Here is a 19,346-nt window from a genome sequence, read left to right as displayed (position 1 = left end):
CAATGAAAAAATGGTTACTCACAGTTGCCGTGGCCGCTAGTTTTGGCGCACAGGCTGACGAAGGTATGTGGCAGCCCCATCAACTGCCTGCTATGGCTGATGAGCTGAAAGCAAAAGGCCTTGAAATTGATGCAAAATCGATTTCTAAACTCACCGAATTCCCGATGAATGCCGTGATAAGCCTCGGCGGTTGCACTGCATCATTTGTATCGCCAAAGGGCCTAGTCGTGACTAACCATCACTGTGCCTATGGAGCGATTCAATACAACTCCACTCCTGAGAAAAACCTGTTGCAGGATGGTTTTTTAGCTAAGACCTTCGCCGATGAATTACCTGCGACCCCAGGCTCACGTGTCTATGTGACTGAAGATGTCACTAATGTCACTGAGCGAGTTAAAAACGGGCTTGAAGGTAAAGTGGGCAGCGCCTTCTATCAAGGCATTGAAAGCCAAGAAAAAGCGTTAGTTGCTGAATGTGAAAAAGAAGATGGTTACCGTTGCCAAGTGTATAGCTTTCACGGTGGTCTCGAATATTATCTGGTTAAACAACTGGAAATCCGTGATGTGCGTTTAGTCTATAACCCAGCCGCGAGCGTGGGTAAATACGGCGGCGATGTAGACAACTGGATGTGGCCACGTCACACAGGCGATTTTTCTTTCTACCGTGCTTATGTCTCTAAAGCGGGTAAACCCGCAGAATTTAGCAGCGACAACGTGCCATACGAGCCAAAAAGTTTCTTAAAAGTATCGGCTAAAGGCGTGAGTGAGGGTGATTTTGTGATGGTGGCAGGCTACCCAGGTCGCACCAACAGATATCGCACAGCCACTGAAGTTCAAAATGAGTTTGAGTGGGCTTATCCCGAAGGCAAAATGCTGCGTGAACGCTTTATAGAGATCATTAAAGAAACCGCGCCAGAGGGCAGCGACGAGCGTATTAAGTACGAGAGTCAAATTGCTGGCCTTGCAAATTACGCGAAAAACTTCACTTCTATGATCGAGTTTTACGGTAAATCAACCATGTTGGCCGACCGTAAAGCCCTCGAAGCTAAGCTTGCGGCGTGGATAGCCAAAGACAGCAGTCGTGAAGCGAAATACGGTAAAACCTTAGCGGAATTAGATGCCTTGATTGCCAAAGGCAAAACGCATCAAGAGCGTGACATGATCTTAAGCTACATAGGCAGTACGACTATGTTGCCGACGGCGCGCAGCTTATATCGCCTCGCGAACGAGAAACAACTGCCAGATATGCAGCGTGAACCGGGCTTCCAAGATCGTGATATGACACGTCTAAAAGCCAGCATGGAGCGTATCGACCGTCGTTATGCGCCAAGCGTTGATAAAGCGGTATTGCTCGACATGCTAAAACGCTACGCCGCACTGCCAGAAGATCAGCGCCTACCCGCATTGGATAAAGCCTTTGGTATCGATAAAAAGTTTAGTGAAGCTAAGCTTTCTAAAACCTTAGATAAAATGTACGCCAAAACTGAGTTAGGTAAGAAAGATGTTCGTCTGGCGTGGATGGATAAATCCGTTGCCGATTTTAAAGCCTCTAAAGATCCTTTCATTCAATTCGCTGTCGCTATGTATGACACTGATATGGCTGAAGAAAAGAAAGAAAAAGAACTAGCGGGTGAACTAATGAAGGTGCGTCCGCAATATATGGATGCCATTATTGCTTACAACCTAGAGCAAGGTAAGCCAGTGTATGCCGATGCTAACTCAAGCTTACGTGTCACAGTTGGCCATGTGAAAGGTTATTCGCCAAAAGATGGCTTAGTGGCCGTGCCATTCACTCGCCTTGAAGGCATAGTGCAAAAGGACACGGGTGTTGACCCATTCGATGCACCGAAGAAAGAGTTAGAGCTGATTAAGCAGAAGCAATATGGTGATTTCTATATGAAATCAATAGATTCTGTACCAGTAAACTTTTTATCAACTTTAGATACTACTGGCGGAAATTCTGGCTCACCGACCTTAAACGGCCGTGCTGAACTCGTCGGCCTATTGTTCGACGGTGTGTATGAAAGCATTATCGGCGGTTGGGCATTTGATAACGAGATTAACCGTTCTATTCATGTCGACAGCCGTTATATGCTGTGGGTAATGAAGTATTTAGATCATGCCGACAATTTATTAGCTGAGATGGAAATCGTTAAGTAATCCATTGCCGCACCAGCAATGGTGCGGCCTATAATGGCATAGTGAATTTGGATTATCAGCATTCAAGTGCGATTTAGTGCTTTAAGAATACTGAAATAACAAGACAACAAAATAGCGATAAACTCACTGGGTTTATCGCTATTTTTTTGTGCAATGACTGCTGATAGCTGTTGAGATAGCTTCGCTATGGTATTAGCTCACCGACTCGCAGCAAGTCCATCCGTGGATGCTCGACCGCCCCGTCCATGGGGCGGACGGTCGTCTCGCAAATCACCATAGCTCGCCTTTTTAGCATTAGCGGAACCTGTAGATTTAAAAGATTACGTAACATACTTTGGGACATAACCTTGTTAGATTTTTTACTCTAACCCATTGGTTTGGGATTAATATTTCTATGGATTAATACCGCCCACAGCAGCCTAGCGCAGCGAGGTCCAGCGCGCAAAGATGCTTGGCTTTGTTATGTGTGTGATAGAAGGTAAGAACCATATTCATCTTGAACAACGCCTTGGTTTACAAAATTGAGCGAACTTATACCCAACTCTTTAGTCGCATTCTCGATATTTTCAGAATGTACCACTTTGACCGGCTCATAGTACTCACCTGTTGGAGAGTCAAAGGTATAGATATCTAGGTAATCTTCTGAACCTTGGTCATAAACTTCCCAAAGACTACCGCTAATACCTTTCTCCGTCTTTGCAAAGGAAGCCCAACGAATGCACCTTTCATCATTGAGAGTAAACCCTCCGATGAATATCTCAACTAATTTTCCGCGATGCAGCGCGGAATTCGCTTCTTCAATAGTGAGGTATCTACGAGTCATAATTTATCCAAAATTGAATTACCACCGTTACTTTGGTCACTTTGAAGCATTACTAAAATTTGTTCAACTAGCGGATTACTTGCAAAGTGCTGATGTGGCACAAAAATCATTTTGGGGCAATAGCTTTTTTAGCTGAATGAAAAGCTAGTGGGTTAGTGAGGATTGGCATTGTTGCAACTGTGACCGTTGACGGCGGACATGGCTGCTCTTCATATTCGTATGTTCGCGGCATCTCCACTTCTGTGTGCTATTTAAAGATGGAGGGCTTTATATTCTCTCTTTATTTCTTCTGTGTATTTCCTTTTCAATAAAAAGTATTACTTTTATGCCGTTTATACCTAGATAAAAATTTTTATCGTATTATCCCATCACTATTTCTTTATCTAGTTGATTCGCGAGAGCTAGATTCCCCACAGAAAAGGATTATTTATGGGACATAAGACATTATTGAGTGCTGTACTTTTAACCGCGACCTGCGGTGTCGCCACTTTTGCGGTGAATGCTGAATCGCTGTTTACTCCCTTTCCTGACGCCAAATCGCCTGAAGAAAAGCGCATCCACTTTACGCCCTTTGAACTTATCACCGCAGTGAATGGTGACAAGTTCACTCTGTTGCCTGTATCGGGGAAATTGACTCGACAAAGCGTTGAGTTACCAGAGGGGTATAGTCCTGAGCATGTTATCAATAACTATTTGGCACAGCTAAAAAAGCTGAATGCTGAAGTGTTATTTAGTTGTCAGGCCGTCACCTGCGGTGATGGTCAAGCCATGCAAACTCAGCTAAAGCCGCTTAAAAGCGTGAATGCCGACTATCACAGTGCTTACGTGGCGGCAAAACTGAAAGGTACTCGCGGTGAGGTTTACACCAGTATCTATGTCGTCAATCGCGAGGACAGATATACCTATCTGCAAGTCGATATTCTCGACGCTATCCCTGAGCCGCTGGACTTAATCCAAGCGAATAGTGACTTTTTACAGCAGGCGCCGAAGAACATTGAGATTAAAGATAGGCGTAGTGACGATGCTCAAGGCTCGACAGACCATCCTTTGCTGGGACGTATGCCCGGCAGTTATATTACAAGTTACAAACAAACTAACTTTACCCAAGTGCCTGTATTAGTGGGGATCTCGGGCGCAAATTATCAAACCAAATCGCTGGACGCCAAGCTTACCCAAATAAGTTATCAGATGCCTGAAAGCTATTCCCTGTTTGAAATTAACAGCAATTATGCCGCAGCCGCACAAAAGCTTGCAGCAGAGCGGGTATTCCATTGCAAAGGCACGGCTTGCGGCGACGATGATAGCCTGATTAATGCCATCAAATTAATCAAGGACGATAAAGAGGACGAATGGCAGGAGTATCAGCTGTTTAAGCTTAGTCACGCAAAGGGCGATGTTTACTTCGATATCTATTCCCAAGGATATTTCGATGGCACACCTGCCGATACTACCCTCAGGGTAATGGAACTCTCTACTCTGAAGGATGATCGAGTGGCGATTGACCTCAATGCTTTGACCGATGCGATTAGCCAAACTGGCAAGGCGACGTTGGAGGGATTGCTGTTTGATTATGACAGTGAGCGCATGTTGCCTGAGTCCAAACCTGTACTGGAGGTGCTGGCAAGCTATCTTAAGCAGCATCCGACACTGAGTTTCTATGTGGTTGGACATACCGATGACAAGGGCGAGCGGAGTTACAATCAAAGCCTGTCGGAGCGCCGCGCCGCAGCTGTGATTAAGCAGTTGAGTGACGGGTTTCAAATTCCGTCGGCCCAATTAACCGCCCACGGTAACGGGGAATATAGCCCTGTCGCCAGCAATACTAATGACGCCGGACAAAAACTGAATCGCAGAGTGGAGTTAGTACTTCGTTCCGATAAAAAGTAGCTCATATTAATAAGCTTGAAAGGGGAGCTTCGTTTTATAGAAACGCCTGAGTCATCTCAGGCGTTTCTATCTTCATTGGAGTTCATTGGAAGATATTGTTCGCGCGGGCATTTGTCTAAAATTGAGGTTAGTAGCTTGAGTGTATTCGCCACTTGTCTTTCTCTAAATTGTCACTGCGGCTTTAAGCACTGCAACTTCCTGTGGGGTGAGTGGCCGCATCGCTCCTTCGGCTAAGGATTCTAGCGTTAATGTCATTAATGCGACGCGCTGTAAGTCAATTACCTTATAGCCTAAGGCGCTGGACATACGCCGAATTTGTCGATTTAGTCCCTGAGTCAGCACGATTTCAAAGCTGTCCGAACTGAGGCGGCGGACTTGGCAGGGCAGGGTTTGCACATCTTTATAATTCACTCCACTTGCCATTTGCTCAACAAAATCATCTGCGAATGGCCTATCGAGGCGCACATGGTAGGTTTTGCTGTGGGCAAAACTGGGGTGCATCAGTTTATGGGTCAGCTCACCATCGTTAGTTAACAGCAGTAGGCCGCGAGAATCTTTATCGAGTCTGCCGACGGGGTAGAGTCTTGGCGCTTTGGGAAGCAGGTGTATGAGGCTCGTTTCATCTTGCTCAAGCAGACGGCAATCCGTGCCCACTGCTTTGTTCAATACCCAATAGGCGAGTGTTTCGGTTTTAGTGATAGGTTTGCCATCAAACTCAATACGGTCGAGGCAGTGTAATGACTCGTCCAAACAGATGGGATCTGTGTGGCGGGCGATACCGCCATTGAGTGTGATGCGCCCAGCCTCAATCAAACGGCAGGCTTCACGGCGTGACCCTATGCCACACTGGGCGAGGTATTTTGCTAAGCGCATGGATTACCCTAAAGTATTTGGCGTTCTTGGGCGCGATGATACAGTATTTTTGATAGGCGCCGCATTGCAAAGGCTAGGCTTAAACACCAAATGATACTCAAGTTAGTTTGGAGCCACATATTGGCTGAGACAGGACAAAAGTGTGTTTGGGGCACACAGGGAGGGAAATCCAATATTGTCCAATCTAATTGCAGGGTTAAACTCACTGCACTACAAAAGCTGATCAGGCTCAAATAGAACAGTGGCTTTGGGCAAATAAACCGAGGCACTATCCCCGCTATAATCACAAGGCTGTGTAAGATGAGGGTGCTTAATAGATAACTCGTTGAAACTATTCTGTGTATGCTCAAAAAATTAATGGGGAATATTCCCATCAAAATCACAGAGACTCCTACCCAAGCACCTGTAAGTGCTATGCATTGGCTAAACGTATCTAGTTTTAGTAAGTAGAGCCCGGTCATTGAAATGAGTATGCAGAGCCCTGCAGCTAATAAGCTTAAATTAAACACATAAGCGAGGGGTGAGTTGATATAGTTACCTAAAAAATCAGCTCGTATTTGTAAGACTTGAACTCCAACGTTTTGATATTCAGCATAAATAGCAATTAAAACTCCAGAAGCACTAATAAAGGCTGCGCCTACAATCAACCATGTAATAAGACGATGTAGATCGTAATAACTTGGTTCTTGGTGATAAAGAGGATTCATGGGGGACTAAAAATATACTGACGGGAGATGACCACATTGAATGCGGTAACTTGCCTGAATTGTTTAATGAAGGCAAGCGAGTTAATGCTTTTTCGTCAAAAGAGGGCTTTAAAATGACAAGGAACGCCTAGTGCGTTCCTTGTCATAAACGTTAGATTCTACTCATGCATTCAAATATCATTTAGTGTCGTTTGCGGAAAATTACAATAGCAACAGCCACTGCGGCTAAAATCATACAGTACCAAGCGTGTGATACCGCTGCTAATGGCGTGATGCTAAAGGTTGAAGCAATCAAGAGTGCCTGTGCACCATACGGGATTAAACCTTGGATAATACAGGCGAAAATATCGAGTATGCTGGCGGCACGTTTCGGACTCACGCCATGTTTCTCTGCTAAGTCTTTTGCAATATCACCCGTCACCACGATAGAAACTGTGTTGTTAGCCACACAAGAGTTAGTCACTGCGACTATACCTGCCATGCCTAGCTCAGCAGCGCGGCATGAAGCTTCACCTTGCGCCTTGGAGAAACGAGTGATCAGCTTTTCAATCTGTTTACTCACAAAGGCAAGACCACCTTGCTGCTGCATGAGTGCGGCTAAACCACCCACTAGCATAGACAGAATGAAAATCTCCTGCATATTGCTAAAGCCAGCATAAATATCTTTACCGAATTGGATCACACCGTAATCCATAGTAAACAGGCCGGTTGCGCCCGCTAATAAGATACCTAAGGTCAAGACCACAAATACGTTCAGACCTGCCACAGCTAAGATCAAAATGGTCAGATAAGGAATGACCTTAATAAGATCGATATTCTGCGTTGCTAATTCTGCTTGGCCTTGTCCGGCAAATACAAAGGCGATTAAAGTTAGCAGTGATGCGGGAATAGCGAAAATCAAATTTTCACGAAATTTATCTTTCATATCACAGCCTTGGGTGCGCGTAGCTGCAATTGTGGTATCGGAAATAATCGACAAGTTGTCACCAAATAGAGCGCCAGACATCACGGCTCCTGCCATCAGTGCATAGTCGATTTGCGCTTGGTCGGCTACGCCTAGAGCGATGGGAGCGACAGCAGCGATTGTCCCCATAGAGGTTCCCATGGCCGTTGCGATAAAAGCGGCAATCACGAAGAAACCAGGTAGTAACAGGTTCGATGGGATTAACGATAAACCAAGAGCAACAGTAGCATCGACGCCGCCAGTGGCTTTAGCGACTGCAGCGAAGGCGCCTGCAAGTAAGTAAATTAAACACATTGCAATAATATTGCTGTGACCAATACCGCCAATAAAGGTATCAATCGATTGATTTAATTTCTGTTTTGATAAAATCAACGCCAGAATGATTGCAGGTAAAATAGCGATAACGCTGGGTAATTGATAGAAGGCAAAGTCGACACCTTGGCTTTGGAAATACACACCCGCGCCAATGAAAAGACCAAGGAAAACAAATAATGGCAACAGGGCAATAAAAGATGCCGGGCTGTGCTGTGCTGCTGTTGGATTGCTCAAATGTTATCTCTCTTTCGCTTAGGGTTTTTCCGCAGGATCCTTGGCAGTCAAACTCGCTTAAATTCAGTGTTGCCGCGGCATCGTATCCTAGCAACTTGAGGCAAAGCATATTTGATCCCTGACAACCTGTCAATTTAGACGTCTAGATGTTTTTACTTCCGTTGTGATCGCTAGGTTATTAATAGGTTGTATAAGATGAAAATTAGTCTTTATTTTAATTATTAATCAATATTTTACTTGTTTGTGTTTAGGTTGGGTTAGAGGGTTTATATCTGATTTAGCGTGTATTTCAACTGAATAGAATAGCGTGAAATTTAAGCGGATGACTGGTGTGATGGAGTAAGCTGGCTATTTATCGCTCCATTTAGTGTGAGCTGTTGGTGGGTAAGACAGCATAAATAGCGTAAATGATGAGTGGTATTAATCAATAGGGCTCATTTGGGGACGTATTGACTTAGTTCGCTTGTGCAGCGTTGTGATAGCAATGATAAGTCAAATAACTTTAATAAAACCTTAATAAGCAATCTATTGTTTTTAAATGTAAAACAGTTTCAAGCATCTAAAATCTCCATAAAAACTAATGGCAACAATTTGTATTGAAGTAGAGACTTTAATAGAATCCGCACAAATTATGTTAATTACTCTTAGTGCTTTGTTTAAATTTAACTGGATGAAGCGTTTATTGCTGATCCCTCAGATCTTCCTACTACAGTGGGTATTATCATGATACGTCGCGCTAAGCCATTACTCGGAACGCTGGTGGAAATTGCTGCCGAGTCACTGCCAAATCAAAGCGGTGAGGTACAACTTAAAGATAAAGCATTGGAAGCGGCTATTAGCGCGGCTTTTTCGCGTGTGACCCATATTGGGCGGTTGCTGAGCTTCCATCAACAGGACAGCGAGTTAAATCAGTTAAATCGGCAGCCTGGAATTTGGGTAACGTTAAGCCAAGATAGTTTACGAGTGCTCAAGTTGGCTAAGGGGCTGGGTAAGGCGAGCAACAACTTATTCAATTGTACCGTTGGCGGCGAAATGATGTCTCGCGGCGCTTTGCCTGCTTACCTTGGTATGCCATTGTTATTGCAAGGTGACTGGCAAGATATTGAAATAAAAGGTAATCAAGCGCGATTAGCTAGACCGCTAATTTTAACCTTAGATGGTATAGCTAAAGGTTATGCGGTTGATATGGCAGTGAGTGAGCTGCGTCGCGCTGGCGTGAGCGGAGGTTGGGTCAATGCGGGTGGCGATTTAAAAGTTTTTGGCAGTGCATCTTTAAATGTAGTGTGCCGCGGTCCATTAGGAGCGAGCCAAAAGCTCTGCGTTAGCAATATGGCGCTCGCCAGCTCAAGGGTCTCACAAACCTTAAGTCATGATTACCCTGCACTATTACTGCCAACTGGCAATGTTGCCGATACGAACGTCGATGCTGAAAGCGAGCGTATTGTTAGTGTGAGAGCCTCTTTTGCTTGGCGCGCCGATGCGTTAACGAAAGTCGCAGGCTATCTTAATCCCGACTTGGCCGCTGAAAAAATTGCTCACTTGGGTGGTCAATTAGTCAGTTTTGATTGATGTATCTTTTGGTTGTTTTACAGCTTTTGCAGATGATTGAATTAGAAATTCAATCATTACTGTGAGTTAACATTAAACAGTTAGTACTGTTATTCGCACTTTAACGGGTGAATCGATACAACTTGGGTTCAGTATCGTTACCGTTATTTGCAACTTGCATACGGTTGTTGGCTTTTATTGTCTTCAAGCTTTTCTTGGTATTATTTCCATTAAAAAGAGTGCCCATATTGGGTAATGCCGTTCACTTAAGAGTGAACGGCATTTTTCTTTGGTCTAACCGGGAACTTGTTTTTGCTCATTTTAAGAACTCGTGGATATGCCCTTTCCCGTTTACCATCCAGCTTAAATTGCCGTGCATTTCGTTCTATATCCAATACGTCTCTCGGGACATTCCCCGGTGTTTGTGATGACAGTTGTGTCAACTTGAAGATGATATAACTCGCCGCATCTCGAAAACTCAGTTGATTGGGGTGGACCGATGGCAAGCTTTTAGCCATCAGCAACATCTTATATCTAATGAGATTATAGGCCAGTAGCACGCCCCATAACTCTTGAGTCACCAGCTCCGGTAGTTGACTACGGAGCGTAAAACGGCTCTCCAGTAGATGTTGCTTCATCTCTCTGTAGCCCAGTTCTATTTCCCATCGATGGGCATATAAGTCGACGATGTCTTCGCTGGGGTAACGCATCGGGTCTGTCAACGAGGTCAAAATGGCGACTGGCTTACCTTTCACTGTCTTAGTCAATAAACGCGCTTCAAGAGTTTCAGGCAGCTGCGGCCATTTCTTTCTGGCCTGAGGTGTAGTGGTGAGTTTCACCCACTGATCATGCTTTCCTAGCGTTCGCACCACCTCATATTGAGTGCCTTTCTTCAATGGCAACAACCAGTGGCTATCAGGTTGCGCTTGCTGCCAAGCGTGTAACAGGCCGAGCGAGTAAAATCCTCGGTCAAATAGGGTTAGGCTGTAATTGGGAATGCTAGGAATGAGCTGGGATGCTAAGTTCATTTCATTTTCGGCAACCGAATCAAAGGCGCTGTTGACCAACAAATGGCTGCTTAATTCCATCAAGCAAACCATGCGAATTTGCGGATAAGCAGCTTCGCCTGAAGCGTTTGCGGTACGCGCAAAGGCGGCTTGATTTTGGACACTATCGGGTGTCCGCCACACTACACCGTCAACACCATACAAGTTAAGGCCGCACCAATGAGGATGTTCAGCTCTCGCGTGCCAGGTATTGGCGCTGCGACTAAATACTTCTCTAATAACCTCACTGCCCAATCGTTTACGCGCCTGAGTCACGGCGCTGCGTGCAACATAATCAATCTCTTGCGGCAAAACAATGTCGAGTTTGTTGATGAGTGACCGAACAGATTCCCCTCGGAACAAAGCCATTCCGATAACGGCCCAAATCATCGCGTCCATCGGCAATTTACGCCGTCTTAACGTCGCAACGCCCTGAGAGTCTAGGCAAGATTGAATTAACTCAGGTTCTAACACATCTGCTAAGCAGGTGAATTCGGTTAGGCGGGTAATATGAGTACGGGCGAGTGCTTCTGAGAGTTGCATAAAAAAATCCGATGACATGAGGTCATCGGATTTTGATCTTTTCAGCGAGATCGTCAAGCGATCTGTCTTAACTGATCGGCATTACCCATATTGGGCACTCTTTTCGTTTCAATAGCTAATCGCTAACTATGTGTCGTTAGTCATTTATCTTAAGCGACTTTAAATCGCGCAACTTCTTTTTGTAGGTTGCTGCAAATGGCTTTAGTGTTGACGACTATTTGCTGCGTTTCTTGGATCACTAAGTTGCAGTATCTTGTTTTATCGGATAATTCGGTCAAGTTACGATTAATTTCTTCGGTCACATGGGTTTGCTCTTCGGTCGCAGTCGCCGTTTGAGTGGACATCTCACTGACCTTAGAGGTAGAGTTTAGAATTTCATCTAATGCATCTTGGGTCTGGCTGGCGAGGGTGACGGTTGATGTAGTCAGGCTGGCGCCTGATTCAATACTCTTAACCGCATCATTTACGCCGCGTTGTAATTCTTCAATCATACGTTGAATATCTTGGGTCGAGGTTTCGGTGCGACTCGCCAGTGTACGCACTTCGTCGGCGACCACGGCAAAGCCGCGGCCCTGTTCGCCAGCGCGCGCCGCTTCAATCGCTGCGTTAAGGGCGAGCAGGTTAGTTTGCTCTGCAATAGAGCGGATTACATCGAGCACTGAGGCAATATTGGCTGAATTAACTGAGAGTTTTTCGATAACCGTTACGGCATTTTTAACTGATTCAGACAGTTGCTGAATATGATTAACGGACTGGGCGAGGATATTTTTACCTTCCACCGTTTGGTCGTTCACCTTAGTGATTTCGGTTGCCGTGTGCAGGGCATTGCTGGCGACTTCCCTTACGGCGGCACTCATTTCATTTACTGCTGTGACAATGGTATCGACAAACTGCTCTTGCTCATGGCTGATGTTGATTGTGGTGGCTGACTTAGTTGCAAGACTTTCAACGGTTTGGCTCACATCCTTAGTTTGACCAATAATCGAGATGACCATTTGCTGTAGCTGCTCTACAAATAAGTTAAATGCATGGGCGAGCTCGCCGATTTCATCCTGACGTGTGATAGGGATCCTTTGGGTTAAGTTACCGTCACCATCGACAATGTCGTTGATTCTGCTAGTGATATCTTCAATTGCATTGACTATGATTTTAGGGCCGAAGTAGGCAATCAACAGCGCCACAATGGCGACTAAGCTCGCTATCGTTAAGGATATTTGGGTTTGGGTGGTTGCCTGTTCCGTTGCTTGTAAATCTAGCTCTTTTACTCTGTTATCGGCGGCTTCGCCCGCGGCATTGTAGATATCTCTTAATGCCTTAAATTCTTGCTTGGATTTGGTTTCGTGGAGTTGTTTCGCGCGTTCAAAATCATTACTTTTAACGGCATTAATGACCTCTGATGAGGCTTGATACCAGAGCGAAAACTGCGCCTCAAAGCCATTGGTTGATTGCAGTACTTGCAGGTGATCTGTAAGGATTTTTTTAAATTCTCCCATTCTGTCACGGGCTTGATCGACATTCTCTTGCCAGTTATCAATCTCATTTTTGCGATTATCGGCAGATAATTCTTCCCTGAGTAACACTTCTTCACTTAGCTGCGCTTGATAAAGGTCGCGATCTGCATTGAGAATTGCCGAAATTGCGGGATTAAATAACTGACTAAATTCCTGCATCTGTTTCACAGTAGCACGGCTTTGCATAGCATCGGTGACCGCCATGACAATGAGGGCTGTCGCCATAATGGCAAACATCAGTGAAAACTTAACGCGAATACTGTTAAACATAGGACGATCTCCATTAATAACTTAATAAATAGCTTAGCCGTTATTTATAGAATTGCCTTTGCGTGCAGCAGATTGCGATGGGATTTTGTACGCATTGAAATAAGCGAAACCGCCTTGGTCACTATTACCAAGGCGTTGACGCATTACTTTGGATTATTCAGGACAAGCTAGGGTAGGGATGACTTTAGGCTTAGGTTTTATCTGCACTAGCATGACACCAATAATCACCATAGAACCGCCAATATAATGATAAATGGCTAAGGTTTCATCTAGGATGATGGCCGCCAGTATCGCCGCAATAATAGGCATTAAATTAAAGAATACGCTGGTGCGATCGGCGCCGAGTTTGCTTATGCCATTGATCCAAGCCCACGGCGCTAAAAGTGAGGCAGCGATAGCAGCGTAAAGTATCAGTGGTGCTGATTGGGCACTGATCGCTATGCTGGGACTCGTAAACAGCAGTGGCGTTAGCATGAATACGGCTATGAGTCCTTGAATATAAACCGATTCCCAAGTCGGTAGTGGCAGTTGCCAGCGTTTCAGTAATACGCCATAGAGCGCATACACAAAGGCGCTAAAGAGCAACAGTAAATCACCTTGGGTCACGCCGATGGCAAGGTTCATCATATCGCCGTGACTGAGCATAAAAATCAATCCAAATAGCGAGATTAAGGTGCCACCAAAGGCTAACGGTGATAATTTTTGCTTGAGTAATGGCACGGCTAAAAACAGACTGATCATAGGCACGAGAGAGGTGATTAATGCCATATTTGTTGCCGTGGTGGTTGCCGCCGCAAAATAGGCCAGACTTTGGTTTAGCACCATACCTAAGAAAGCCAAAGTAGCGAACTTAGGTAACAAAGGTAGTATCACTTGGCGTTTTTGCCAGACGCGACTTGCGACAAAGGGTGTTAACAATAACATAGCGAAAAACCAACGGTAAAATGCTATGGCTTCAGGATCGATAATCCCAAATGAGAGCTTGTTGACTATCGAATTGCCTGCCCAAATTAATACGGCCAACAGGGGAAACAAATACAGCATGGTCTTGCCTTTAGGTACTGGCTAAAGTGACTGGCCATAGCTTATGGCTTATCACTTAAGCATCCAGATAATAGATTAGTGGCTATTATCCATGGTCGGTTATGATATAAATATCGCTTATCAGACAAGGTCAATTCCTCTACGGACAAGCGTAATCTGGGTTAGCGATTTCGTTTGAGTTTTTTGGACCACCATAGCTTTGAGGGCATCAAAATGCGCACGGTTTACCATCCGCTCACGGCAGAACAAGAGCCTGCTGCAGATATCTTCTTCAACTATGAAGCTTTCCTGCCAAATACGGTAACGCCAAAACATCAACATGTTTGGGGGCAACTGCAGTTAATCAGCGGTGGAATTATGGAGTTACATGCTGCAGGGCAACGGTTTTTATCGCCGTCACAATATGCGATTTGGGTTCCTGCGGGGATAGAACATGAAAGTTACACTCGGCGCAGTATTCATTATTGCTCGATGAATATAGTTGCCGAGCGGGCTGCGGCTTTTCCCATAGAGACCTGTCTTTTAGCCGTGACATCCATTGCCCAATCGATCGTTAACGATCTGCGGGAACGGCAAGTCACTGTGGCAGAAACTGCGGCGGATAAGCGACTGGTTGAGGTTTTGCTCGATCAGCTGACCTTGGGTAAAGCTCTACCGCAATTTCTGCCCACCGTTTCAGATAAACTGTTACAGCCGTTGTTGCTGGCACTTGAAGCCGACCCTGCGAGTTCGAAAACCTTTAAATCTTGGGCCAGTGAATTACATACCACAGAGCGTACCTTAGCTCGTCGCTGCCAAGAGGTTCTGGGGATGAGTTTTACTGAGCTAAGACAAAGGCATAAGTTTATCTATTCATTACATCTATTACGTCAGGGACTTGCGATCAAAGAAGTGGCATTGACGCTCGGCTATAACCAAACTTCGCCTTATATCGTGATGTTTAAAAAATATGCTCAGTGCTCACCTGAGCAGTATCGCCGCCGATTGTGATTGAGTGGCTGATGGAGCAAGGCTTAATAAAGGCGAGATGATGAGATCTTATGCGAAAGTCACGTTAGATGATGCACTAAAAATATTGGGGGAAACTGTGAAATAAGATAGGGTGCTAAAGTGTTAACACCCTATTTTCGGCCTATTTAAAGAGAGGATTTAAGGTTTTTTACAGAGTTAGATAAGTTAGTCGGAAGCCTTTTGGCGGTTCCGTTTATCTTGACGCTTCTCTTTTAAGGTTTTCATTGGCGGTTTTTTGTTTTTTTCTTTACTCATAGATATAAACTCCAAAGTGAAGGTTACTATCCGAACCCGCGCCGCAAATCGGTTTCGATAGTTGGGCTCAATTTTTATTTCAGGCTTTAATTGAGACGGTTTATTTATAAAGAGTATAAAAATAAATTTAACGATTGAGGCGCCGTGCTAAACCTCTTAACCCCTTTGCTGTTTACTCTAAAGCGCTGCCATGACTTATACGTAAATAGTTGCAAAGAGTCGTTAATTGCAGTGTTAAACTTATCTAAAGTGTCTCTTTAATAAATATCGCGGCCAGTTAATGACTTCAAAATAACATTCCCTCTTATGATATTATGTTGAAAATGCCGCTATAAGCCGCCGCTAATAGCGAGTTCAAAGCATGTTGCCACTGAATTGAACATGCTTTATTTTAAAATGCTTACAGCCTAATAATCATATCTTTAAAATTTTATGAAATGTTGTCAAGTAGCAATATTCAATAGCCATTTACAAAAAGTATGCCCAAATGATTTTTCTATACAGACTTTTTAGGTTGTTTTTTCGTTAAACTGACATCTTTAATCATAAACAGAACTGGTTTGCCTAAAATGCTCACCTCTGCCAGTTCGCCCTTTGACAACCCAAGTAAGCTGACGCCTAAATCTGATATGACAGAGAAACGTCCTGCACTGGGTTTATGCCTTGGTGGATACACGAGTTCAATTTGGTACTCTTGCTGATCCTGCAGATTAACTAAGTGAATTTCCCGTCCCACAGTCACTTTATCACTCGTCGTATCATGCTTTAGCTGCTCAAGCTTACTAATCACGCCTGCCAAAGCCGTTGGGCGTAGAGAGGCATTAAAACTGTTTTGTAAATAATAGGTTTCAGTTTTTAGAATAAAATTCTGGAAAAGACTACTAAAAAAAGAATATGCCATTGCCGCCTCTGAAATAACAAAGTTAAAATATAAGCATAGAAATTAAAATGTGTATTACTCTGTGCTTATTTCACAAGAAGTTATAATTCTGCCGAGCGCGAGTGACGCTCGGCTTAGACTGGGAATTTGAGCGAGAGGCGGATTGAGCTTACTGAACTAGATGTGTTAGCTAACACATGGGAGAATAGTGATGAAAATGCAGTGCTAAACATAGTGTTACATCTCCAGTCAAAAGTTGATATTCAATTGATTATTTATTTTTGTATATCGATTTAGTATATCGGTCTTGCCATTAACTAAATAAGTAATTGCTTGGCTGATACCATAGGTCAAGTAAAAATATAAAGCAAGCCTAACTAAGCTAATCTTGCTGAATATACTGATAACAGTAAAACTGGATTTAACATTGTTTTAACTTTGTCATATTGGGGCTAGTCTTCGTCAATTTAATGCTAGCACTCGTAAAGTAAACTGAGCACTTGTTAATTTGGCTTAACTGAAAGCCAAATTAATTCAACCATTGAATGTTCTAGTGCAATGTCGCTAGATGCTATGGGTACTAACTGAATTAAGCCTTAATATAAGCTTCTAAAGTCAATATTTACTTAGGTTGTTAAGCCCGCACCTTTTAAAAGTATTTTGATACACATAGAGACGAGGAACAGACAGCTTACGCTTGTACACCAAATCAGCACTAACCAGCCGAGTCGATAGGCGAGGGATTTCGTTTGGGTCGTCATGTTGATCTCCTGCATATGTAAAGTCATCTAAAGTGAATCAGCGACCTAAGCCAAGTTAGCTTAGGTCGCGTTGTGGGAAGCCTCTTTTACCTGAGTCATGGCTAGTGATAGCCTGCATCCTTGGTTACTTTGCCGCGGAACACGTAGTAGCTCCAAAAGGTATAAACCAAAATCAGCGGGATGATCATCAGGGCGCCGACGAGCATAAAGCTTAGGCTGCTGTCTGGGGCTGCTGCCTGCCAAAGGCTGATGTTGGGGGGAATAATGTGCGGCCAGATGCTGATCCCTAAGCCACTAAATCCTAAGAAAATCAGCCCTAGAGTGAGTAGGAATGGCTGATAGTTATCATCACGATTTAGGGATTTTATCAAGGCCCAACTGCAGGCTAATACCAGTATTGGCACTGGGGCGAAGTAGAATAAATTCGGTAAACTAAACCAGCGCAGGGCAATATTGGGTTGCACGAAGGGGGTCCATAAACTGACTAAACCTATGGTCATCAACAGGCATAATGTCAGTGCTTTGCCGAGTTGTTGCATGGTCGTTTTAAGCTCGCCTTGGCATTTTTTTACTAACCAAGTCGCGCCGAGCAGAGCATAGGCCAGCATAAGGCCAAATCCACAGAAAAGTGAGAAGGGCGTTAACCAATCGAAACTACTGCCGCTAAATTGTTGGTTACTCACCGAAATGCCGGAGATAAACGCCCCCAGCACTACGCCCTGTGAAAAGGTGGCCGTGATAGAACCGAACATAAACGCTTTATCCCAGAATGGTTTAGCTTCTGCGCCCGACTTAAATCTAAACTCAAATGCCACGCCGCGAAAAATCAATGCCAGCAGCATGATGAGCAGCGGTATGGTTAGTGCTTCGAGTACTATTGCATAGGCGAGGGGAAACGCACCGAGCAGACTAGCGCCGCCGAGCACTAACCAGGTTTCATTACCATCCCAAACGGGGGCGACGGTATTGACCATAATATCCCTGTCGTCCTCATCGTGAATGAAGGGAAACAGTATGCCGATGCCGAGATCGAAGCCATCCATCACGATATACATTAAGGTGGCAAAAATGATGATCCCGAACCAAATCAAGGGTAGATCGAATTCCATGGTGAGCCCTTAAATATGTTTAAGATTGAATAAGTAAAACTAGATTCATTTACTTTAAAATTAATGGCTTGTTGCCGCGATATCTGGCCCTTTGCGGATGAGTCGCATCATATAGCGATAACCCACGCCGAAGATGCCGCAGTAACTGACGATGAAAATCCCTAGGCTGATACTCAAGTGGGTAACGCTGTGGGAAGACACGGCATCCTGAGTGCGCATCAATCCTTGGATCACCCAAGGTTGACGGCCAAGCTCGGTGGTAAACCAACCCGCTAGTGTCGCGAGCAATCCGGCGGGGCCGAGCACGAGTACAAATCGCAGAAAGTGTTTGTTGCTGTAGAGGCTCCCTTTGCGCCTGAGATAAGCACTCCACAGTCCAGCAAAAATCATCAATAAGCCTAAGCCGACCATGAGCCTAAAACTCCAAAACACTAACAGCACATTGGGTCTGTCCTCGGCGGGATACTCAGTTAAAGCTGGCACTTGTTTGCTTAAATCATGCTTTAAGATCAGGCTCGCCAGCCCTGGGATTTCGAGACTGAAGTGGTTTTTCTCTGCGTCCATATCAGGAATCGCAAACAAGATAAGCGGTGTGGGTTTGTCACCCTCATTACGCCAATGGCCTTCCATCGCCGCGACTTTTACAGGTTGATATTCAAGGGTATTTAAGCCGTGAAAATCACCAATTACAGCTTGCAGCGGCGCGACAATTAACGCCATCCACATCGCCATAGACAACATCTTACGGATCGCGGGCGTGTCGTTACCTTTGAGTAAGTGCCAAGCCGCCGATGCGCCCACAAAGAAAGCCGATGAAATAAAGGCCGCCACTGTCATATGGGCTAAACGATAGGGAAATGAAGGGTTAAACACTATCTGAAACCAATCCACTGGAATAACGCGATTGTTCACGATTTCAAAACCTTGGGGCGTCTGCATCCAGCTGTTTGAAGCTAAGATCCAGAAGGTCGAGATAATAGTGCCCGTGGCGACCATACAAGTGGCGAAGAAATGCAGGTTTTTACCTACCTTCTGCTGACCAAATAGCATGACCCCCAGAAAACCCGCTTCGAGGAAGAAGGCGGTGAGGACTTCATAGGTGAGTAGCGGCCCAGTTACGCTGCCCGCGAAGGCGGAAAAAGCACTCCAATGGGTACCAAATTGATAGGCCATCACTATGCCTGAGACCACGCCCATGCCAAAGTTTATGGCAAAAATCTTCGACCAAAATTGATAGAGTTGTTGGTAAACCTCATTCGCTGTTTTCAGCCATAAGCCTTCTAATACTGCTAGATAGGTGGCGAGGCCGATAGTGATGGCAGGGAAAATAATGTGAAAAGAGATGGTAAAAGCAAATTGGATCCTAGCGAGTACTGTGGCATCAAAATCAAACATAATTTCCTCGA

14 protein-coding genes are annotated in these 19,346 nt (G+C 44.7%); 4 read left to right on the top strand and 10 right to left on the bottom strand.

Annotation, left to right across the window (positions count from 1 at the left end):
• Positions 1–2: 2 nt before the first annotated feature.
• Positions 3–2,159, top strand: a complete 2,157-nt coding sequence (locus RA178_RS17460) for a S46 family peptidase (RefSeq protein ID WP_306683048.1) — start codon at positions 3–5, stop codon at positions 2,157–2,159.
• Positions 2,160–2,619: 460 nt separating this feature from the next.
• Here the strand turns inward: RA178_RS17460 and RA178_RS17455 are convergent, their stop codons facing one another.
• A complete protein-coding gene (locus RA178_RS17455; RefSeq protein WP_263172440.1) occupies positions 2,620–2,982 on the bottom strand; it encodes a hypothetical protein in 363 nt (120 codons plus the stop codon).
• 429 nt (positions 2,983–3,411) lie between these two features.
• Here RA178_RS17455 and RA178_RS17450 point away from each other — a divergent pair, with 429 nt between their 5' ends.
• Positions 3,412–4,869: an OmpA family protein gene (locus RA178_RS17450; protein ID WP_263168098.1), complete on the top strand. Its 1,458-nt coding sequence runs from the start codon at positions 3,412–3,414 to the stop codon at positions 4,867–4,869.
• 162 nt (positions 4,870–5,031) lie between these two features.
• Here the strand turns inward: RA178_RS17450 and RA178_RS17445 are convergent, their stop codons facing one another.
• Positions 5,032–5,742 (bottom strand): 23S rRNA pseudouridine(2604) synthase RluF, encoded by a 711-nt coding sequence (locus RA178_RS17445; RefSeq protein ID WP_306683045.1) that lies wholly within the window; start codon positions 5,740–5,742, stop codon positions 5,032–5,034.
• An 888-nt stretch (positions 5,743–6,630) separates the two neighbouring features.
• Positions 6,631–7,962: a Na+/H+ antiporter NhaC family protein gene (locus RA178_RS17440; protein WP_131525979.1), complete on the bottom strand. Its 1,332-nt coding sequence runs from the start codon at positions 7,960–7,962 to the stop codon at positions 6,631–6,633.
• Between the two features lie 723 nt (positions 7,963–8,685).
• Between RA178_RS17440 and RA178_RS17435 the strand changes: the two genes are divergently transcribed.
• A complete protein-coding gene (locus RA178_RS17435; RefSeq protein ID WP_173496924.1) occupies positions 8,686–9,531 on the top strand; it encodes an FAD:protein FMN transferase in 846 nt (281 codons plus the stop codon).
• A gap of 245 nt (positions 9,532–9,776) precedes the next feature.
• Here the strand turns inward: RA178_RS17435 and RA178_RS17430 are convergent, their stop codons facing one another.
• From RA178_RS17430 to RA178_RS17420, 3 genes are all read right to left on the bottom strand, one after another.
• Positions 9,777–11,099: an IS4-like element ISSba6 family transposase gene (locus tag RA178_RS17430; protein WP_259216148.1), complete on the bottom strand. Its 1,323-nt coding sequence runs from the start codon at positions 11,097–11,099 to the stop codon at positions 9,777–9,779.
• Positions 11,100–11,248: 149 nt separating this feature from the next.
• Positions 11,249–12,880 carry a methyl-accepting chemotaxis protein gene (locus RA178_RS17425; protein WP_212600405.1) on the bottom strand — a complete coding sequence of 544 codons (1,632 nt, stop codon included), beginning with the start codon at positions 12,878–12,880 and terminating at the stop codon, positions 11,249–11,251.
• 153 nt (positions 12,881–13,033) lie between these two features.
• Entirely contained in the window at positions 13,034–13,924 is an 891-nt protein-coding gene (locus RA178_RS17420) for a DMT family transporter (protein WP_212600404.1), read from the bottom strand.
• Between the two features lie 213 nt (positions 13,925–14,137).
• Here RA178_RS17420 and RA178_RS17415 point away from each other — a divergent pair, with 213 nt between their 5' ends.
• Positions 14,138–14,914 carry an AraC family transcriptional regulator gene (locus RA178_RS17415; protein ID WP_212600403.1) on the top strand — a complete coding sequence of 259 codons (777 nt, stop codon included), beginning with the start codon at positions 14,138–14,140 and terminating at the stop codon, positions 14,912–14,914.
• Between the two features lie 772 nt (positions 14,915–15,686).
• Here RA178_RS17415 and RA178_RS17410 read toward each other — a convergent pair.
• From RA178_RS17410 to RA178_RS17395, 4 genes are all read right to left on the bottom strand, one after another.
• Positions 15,687–16,091, bottom strand: a complete 405-nt coding sequence (locus RA178_RS17410) for a GreA/GreB family elongation factor (RefSeq protein WP_212600402.1) — start codon at positions 16,089–16,091, stop codon at positions 15,687–15,689.
• 605 nt (positions 16,092–16,696) lie between these two features.
• Positions 16,697–16,831 (bottom strand): DUF2474 domain-containing protein, encoded by a 135-nt coding sequence (locus tag RA178_RS17405; RefSeq protein WP_105250029.1) that lies wholly within the window; start codon positions 16,829–16,831, stop codon positions 16,697–16,699.
• Between the two features lie 101 nt (positions 16,832–16,932).
• Positions 16,933–17,940 (bottom strand): cytochrome d ubiquinol oxidase subunit II, encoded by a 1,008-nt coding sequence (gene cydB / locus RA178_RS17400; RefSeq protein ID WP_263208610.1) that lies wholly within the window; start codon positions 17,938–17,940, stop codon positions 16,933–16,935.
• A gap of 60 nt (positions 17,941–18,000) precedes the next feature.
• Positions 18,001–19,335, bottom strand: a complete 1,335-nt coding sequence (locus RA178_RS17395; RefSeq protein ID WP_011790509.1) for a cytochrome ubiquinol oxidase subunit I — start codon at positions 19,333–19,335, stop codon at positions 18,001–18,003.
• Positions 19,336–19,346 lie beyond the last annotated feature (11 nt).

Origin of the sequence: Shewanella oncorhynchi, assembly GCF_030848765.1 — a bacterium.
Classification (GTDB): domain Bacteria; phylum Pseudomonadota; class Gammaproteobacteria; order Enterobacterales; family Shewanellaceae; genus Shewanella; species Shewanella oncorhynchi.
This window is presented reverse-complemented; position numbering and strand designations above follow the sequence as displayed.

Coding starts and splice junctions, on each gene's coding strand:
- RA178_RS17460 (WP_306683048.1), top strand. CDS start 3: ATGAAAAAATGGTTACTCACAGTTGCCGTGGCCGCTAGTTTTGGCGCA.
- RA178_RS17455 (WP_263172440.1), bottom strand. CDS start 2,982: ATGACTCGTAGATACCTCACTATTGAAGAAGCGAATTCCGCGCTGCAT.
- RA178_RS17450 (WP_263168098.1), top strand. CDS start 3,412: ATGGGACATAAGACATTATTGAGTGCTGTACTTTTAACCGCGACCTGC.
- RA178_RS17445 (WP_306683045.1), bottom strand. CDS start 5,742: ATGCGCTTAGCAAAATACCTCGCCCAGTGTGGCATAGGGTCACGCCGT.
- RA178_RS17435 (WP_173496924.1), top strand. CDS start 8,686: ATGATACGTCGCGCTAAGCCATTACTCGGAACGCTGGTGGAAATTGCT.
- RA178_RS17430 (WP_259216148.1), bottom strand. CDS start 11,099: ATGCAACTCTCAGAAGCACTCGCCCGTACTCATATTACCCGCCTAACC.
- RA178_RS17425 (WP_212600405.1), bottom strand. CDS start 12,880: ATGTTTAACAGTATTCGCGTTAAGTTTTCACTGATGTTTGCCATTATG.
- RA178_RS17420 (WP_212600404.1), bottom strand. CDS start 13,924: ATGCTGTATTTGTTTCCCCTGTTGGCCGTATTAATTTGGGCAGGCAAT.
- RA178_RS17415 (WP_212600403.1), top strand. CDS start 14,138: ATGCGCACGGTTTACCATCCGCTCACGGCAGAACAAGAGCCTGCTGCA.
- RA178_RS17410 (WP_212600402.1), bottom strand. CDS start 16,091: ATGGCATATTCTTTTTTTAGTAGTCTTTTCCAGAATTTTATTCTAAAA.
- RA178_RS17405 (WP_105250029.1), bottom strand. CDS start 16,831: ATGACGACCCAAACGAAATCCCTCGCCTATCGACTCGGCTGGTTAGTG.
- cydB (WP_263208610.1), bottom strand. CDS start 17,940: ATGGAATTCGATCTACCCTTGATTTGGTTCGGGATCATCATTTTTGCC.
- RA178_RS17395 (WP_011790509.1), bottom strand. CDS start 19,335: ATGTTTGATTTTGATGCCACAGTACTCGCTAGGATCCAATTTGCTTTT.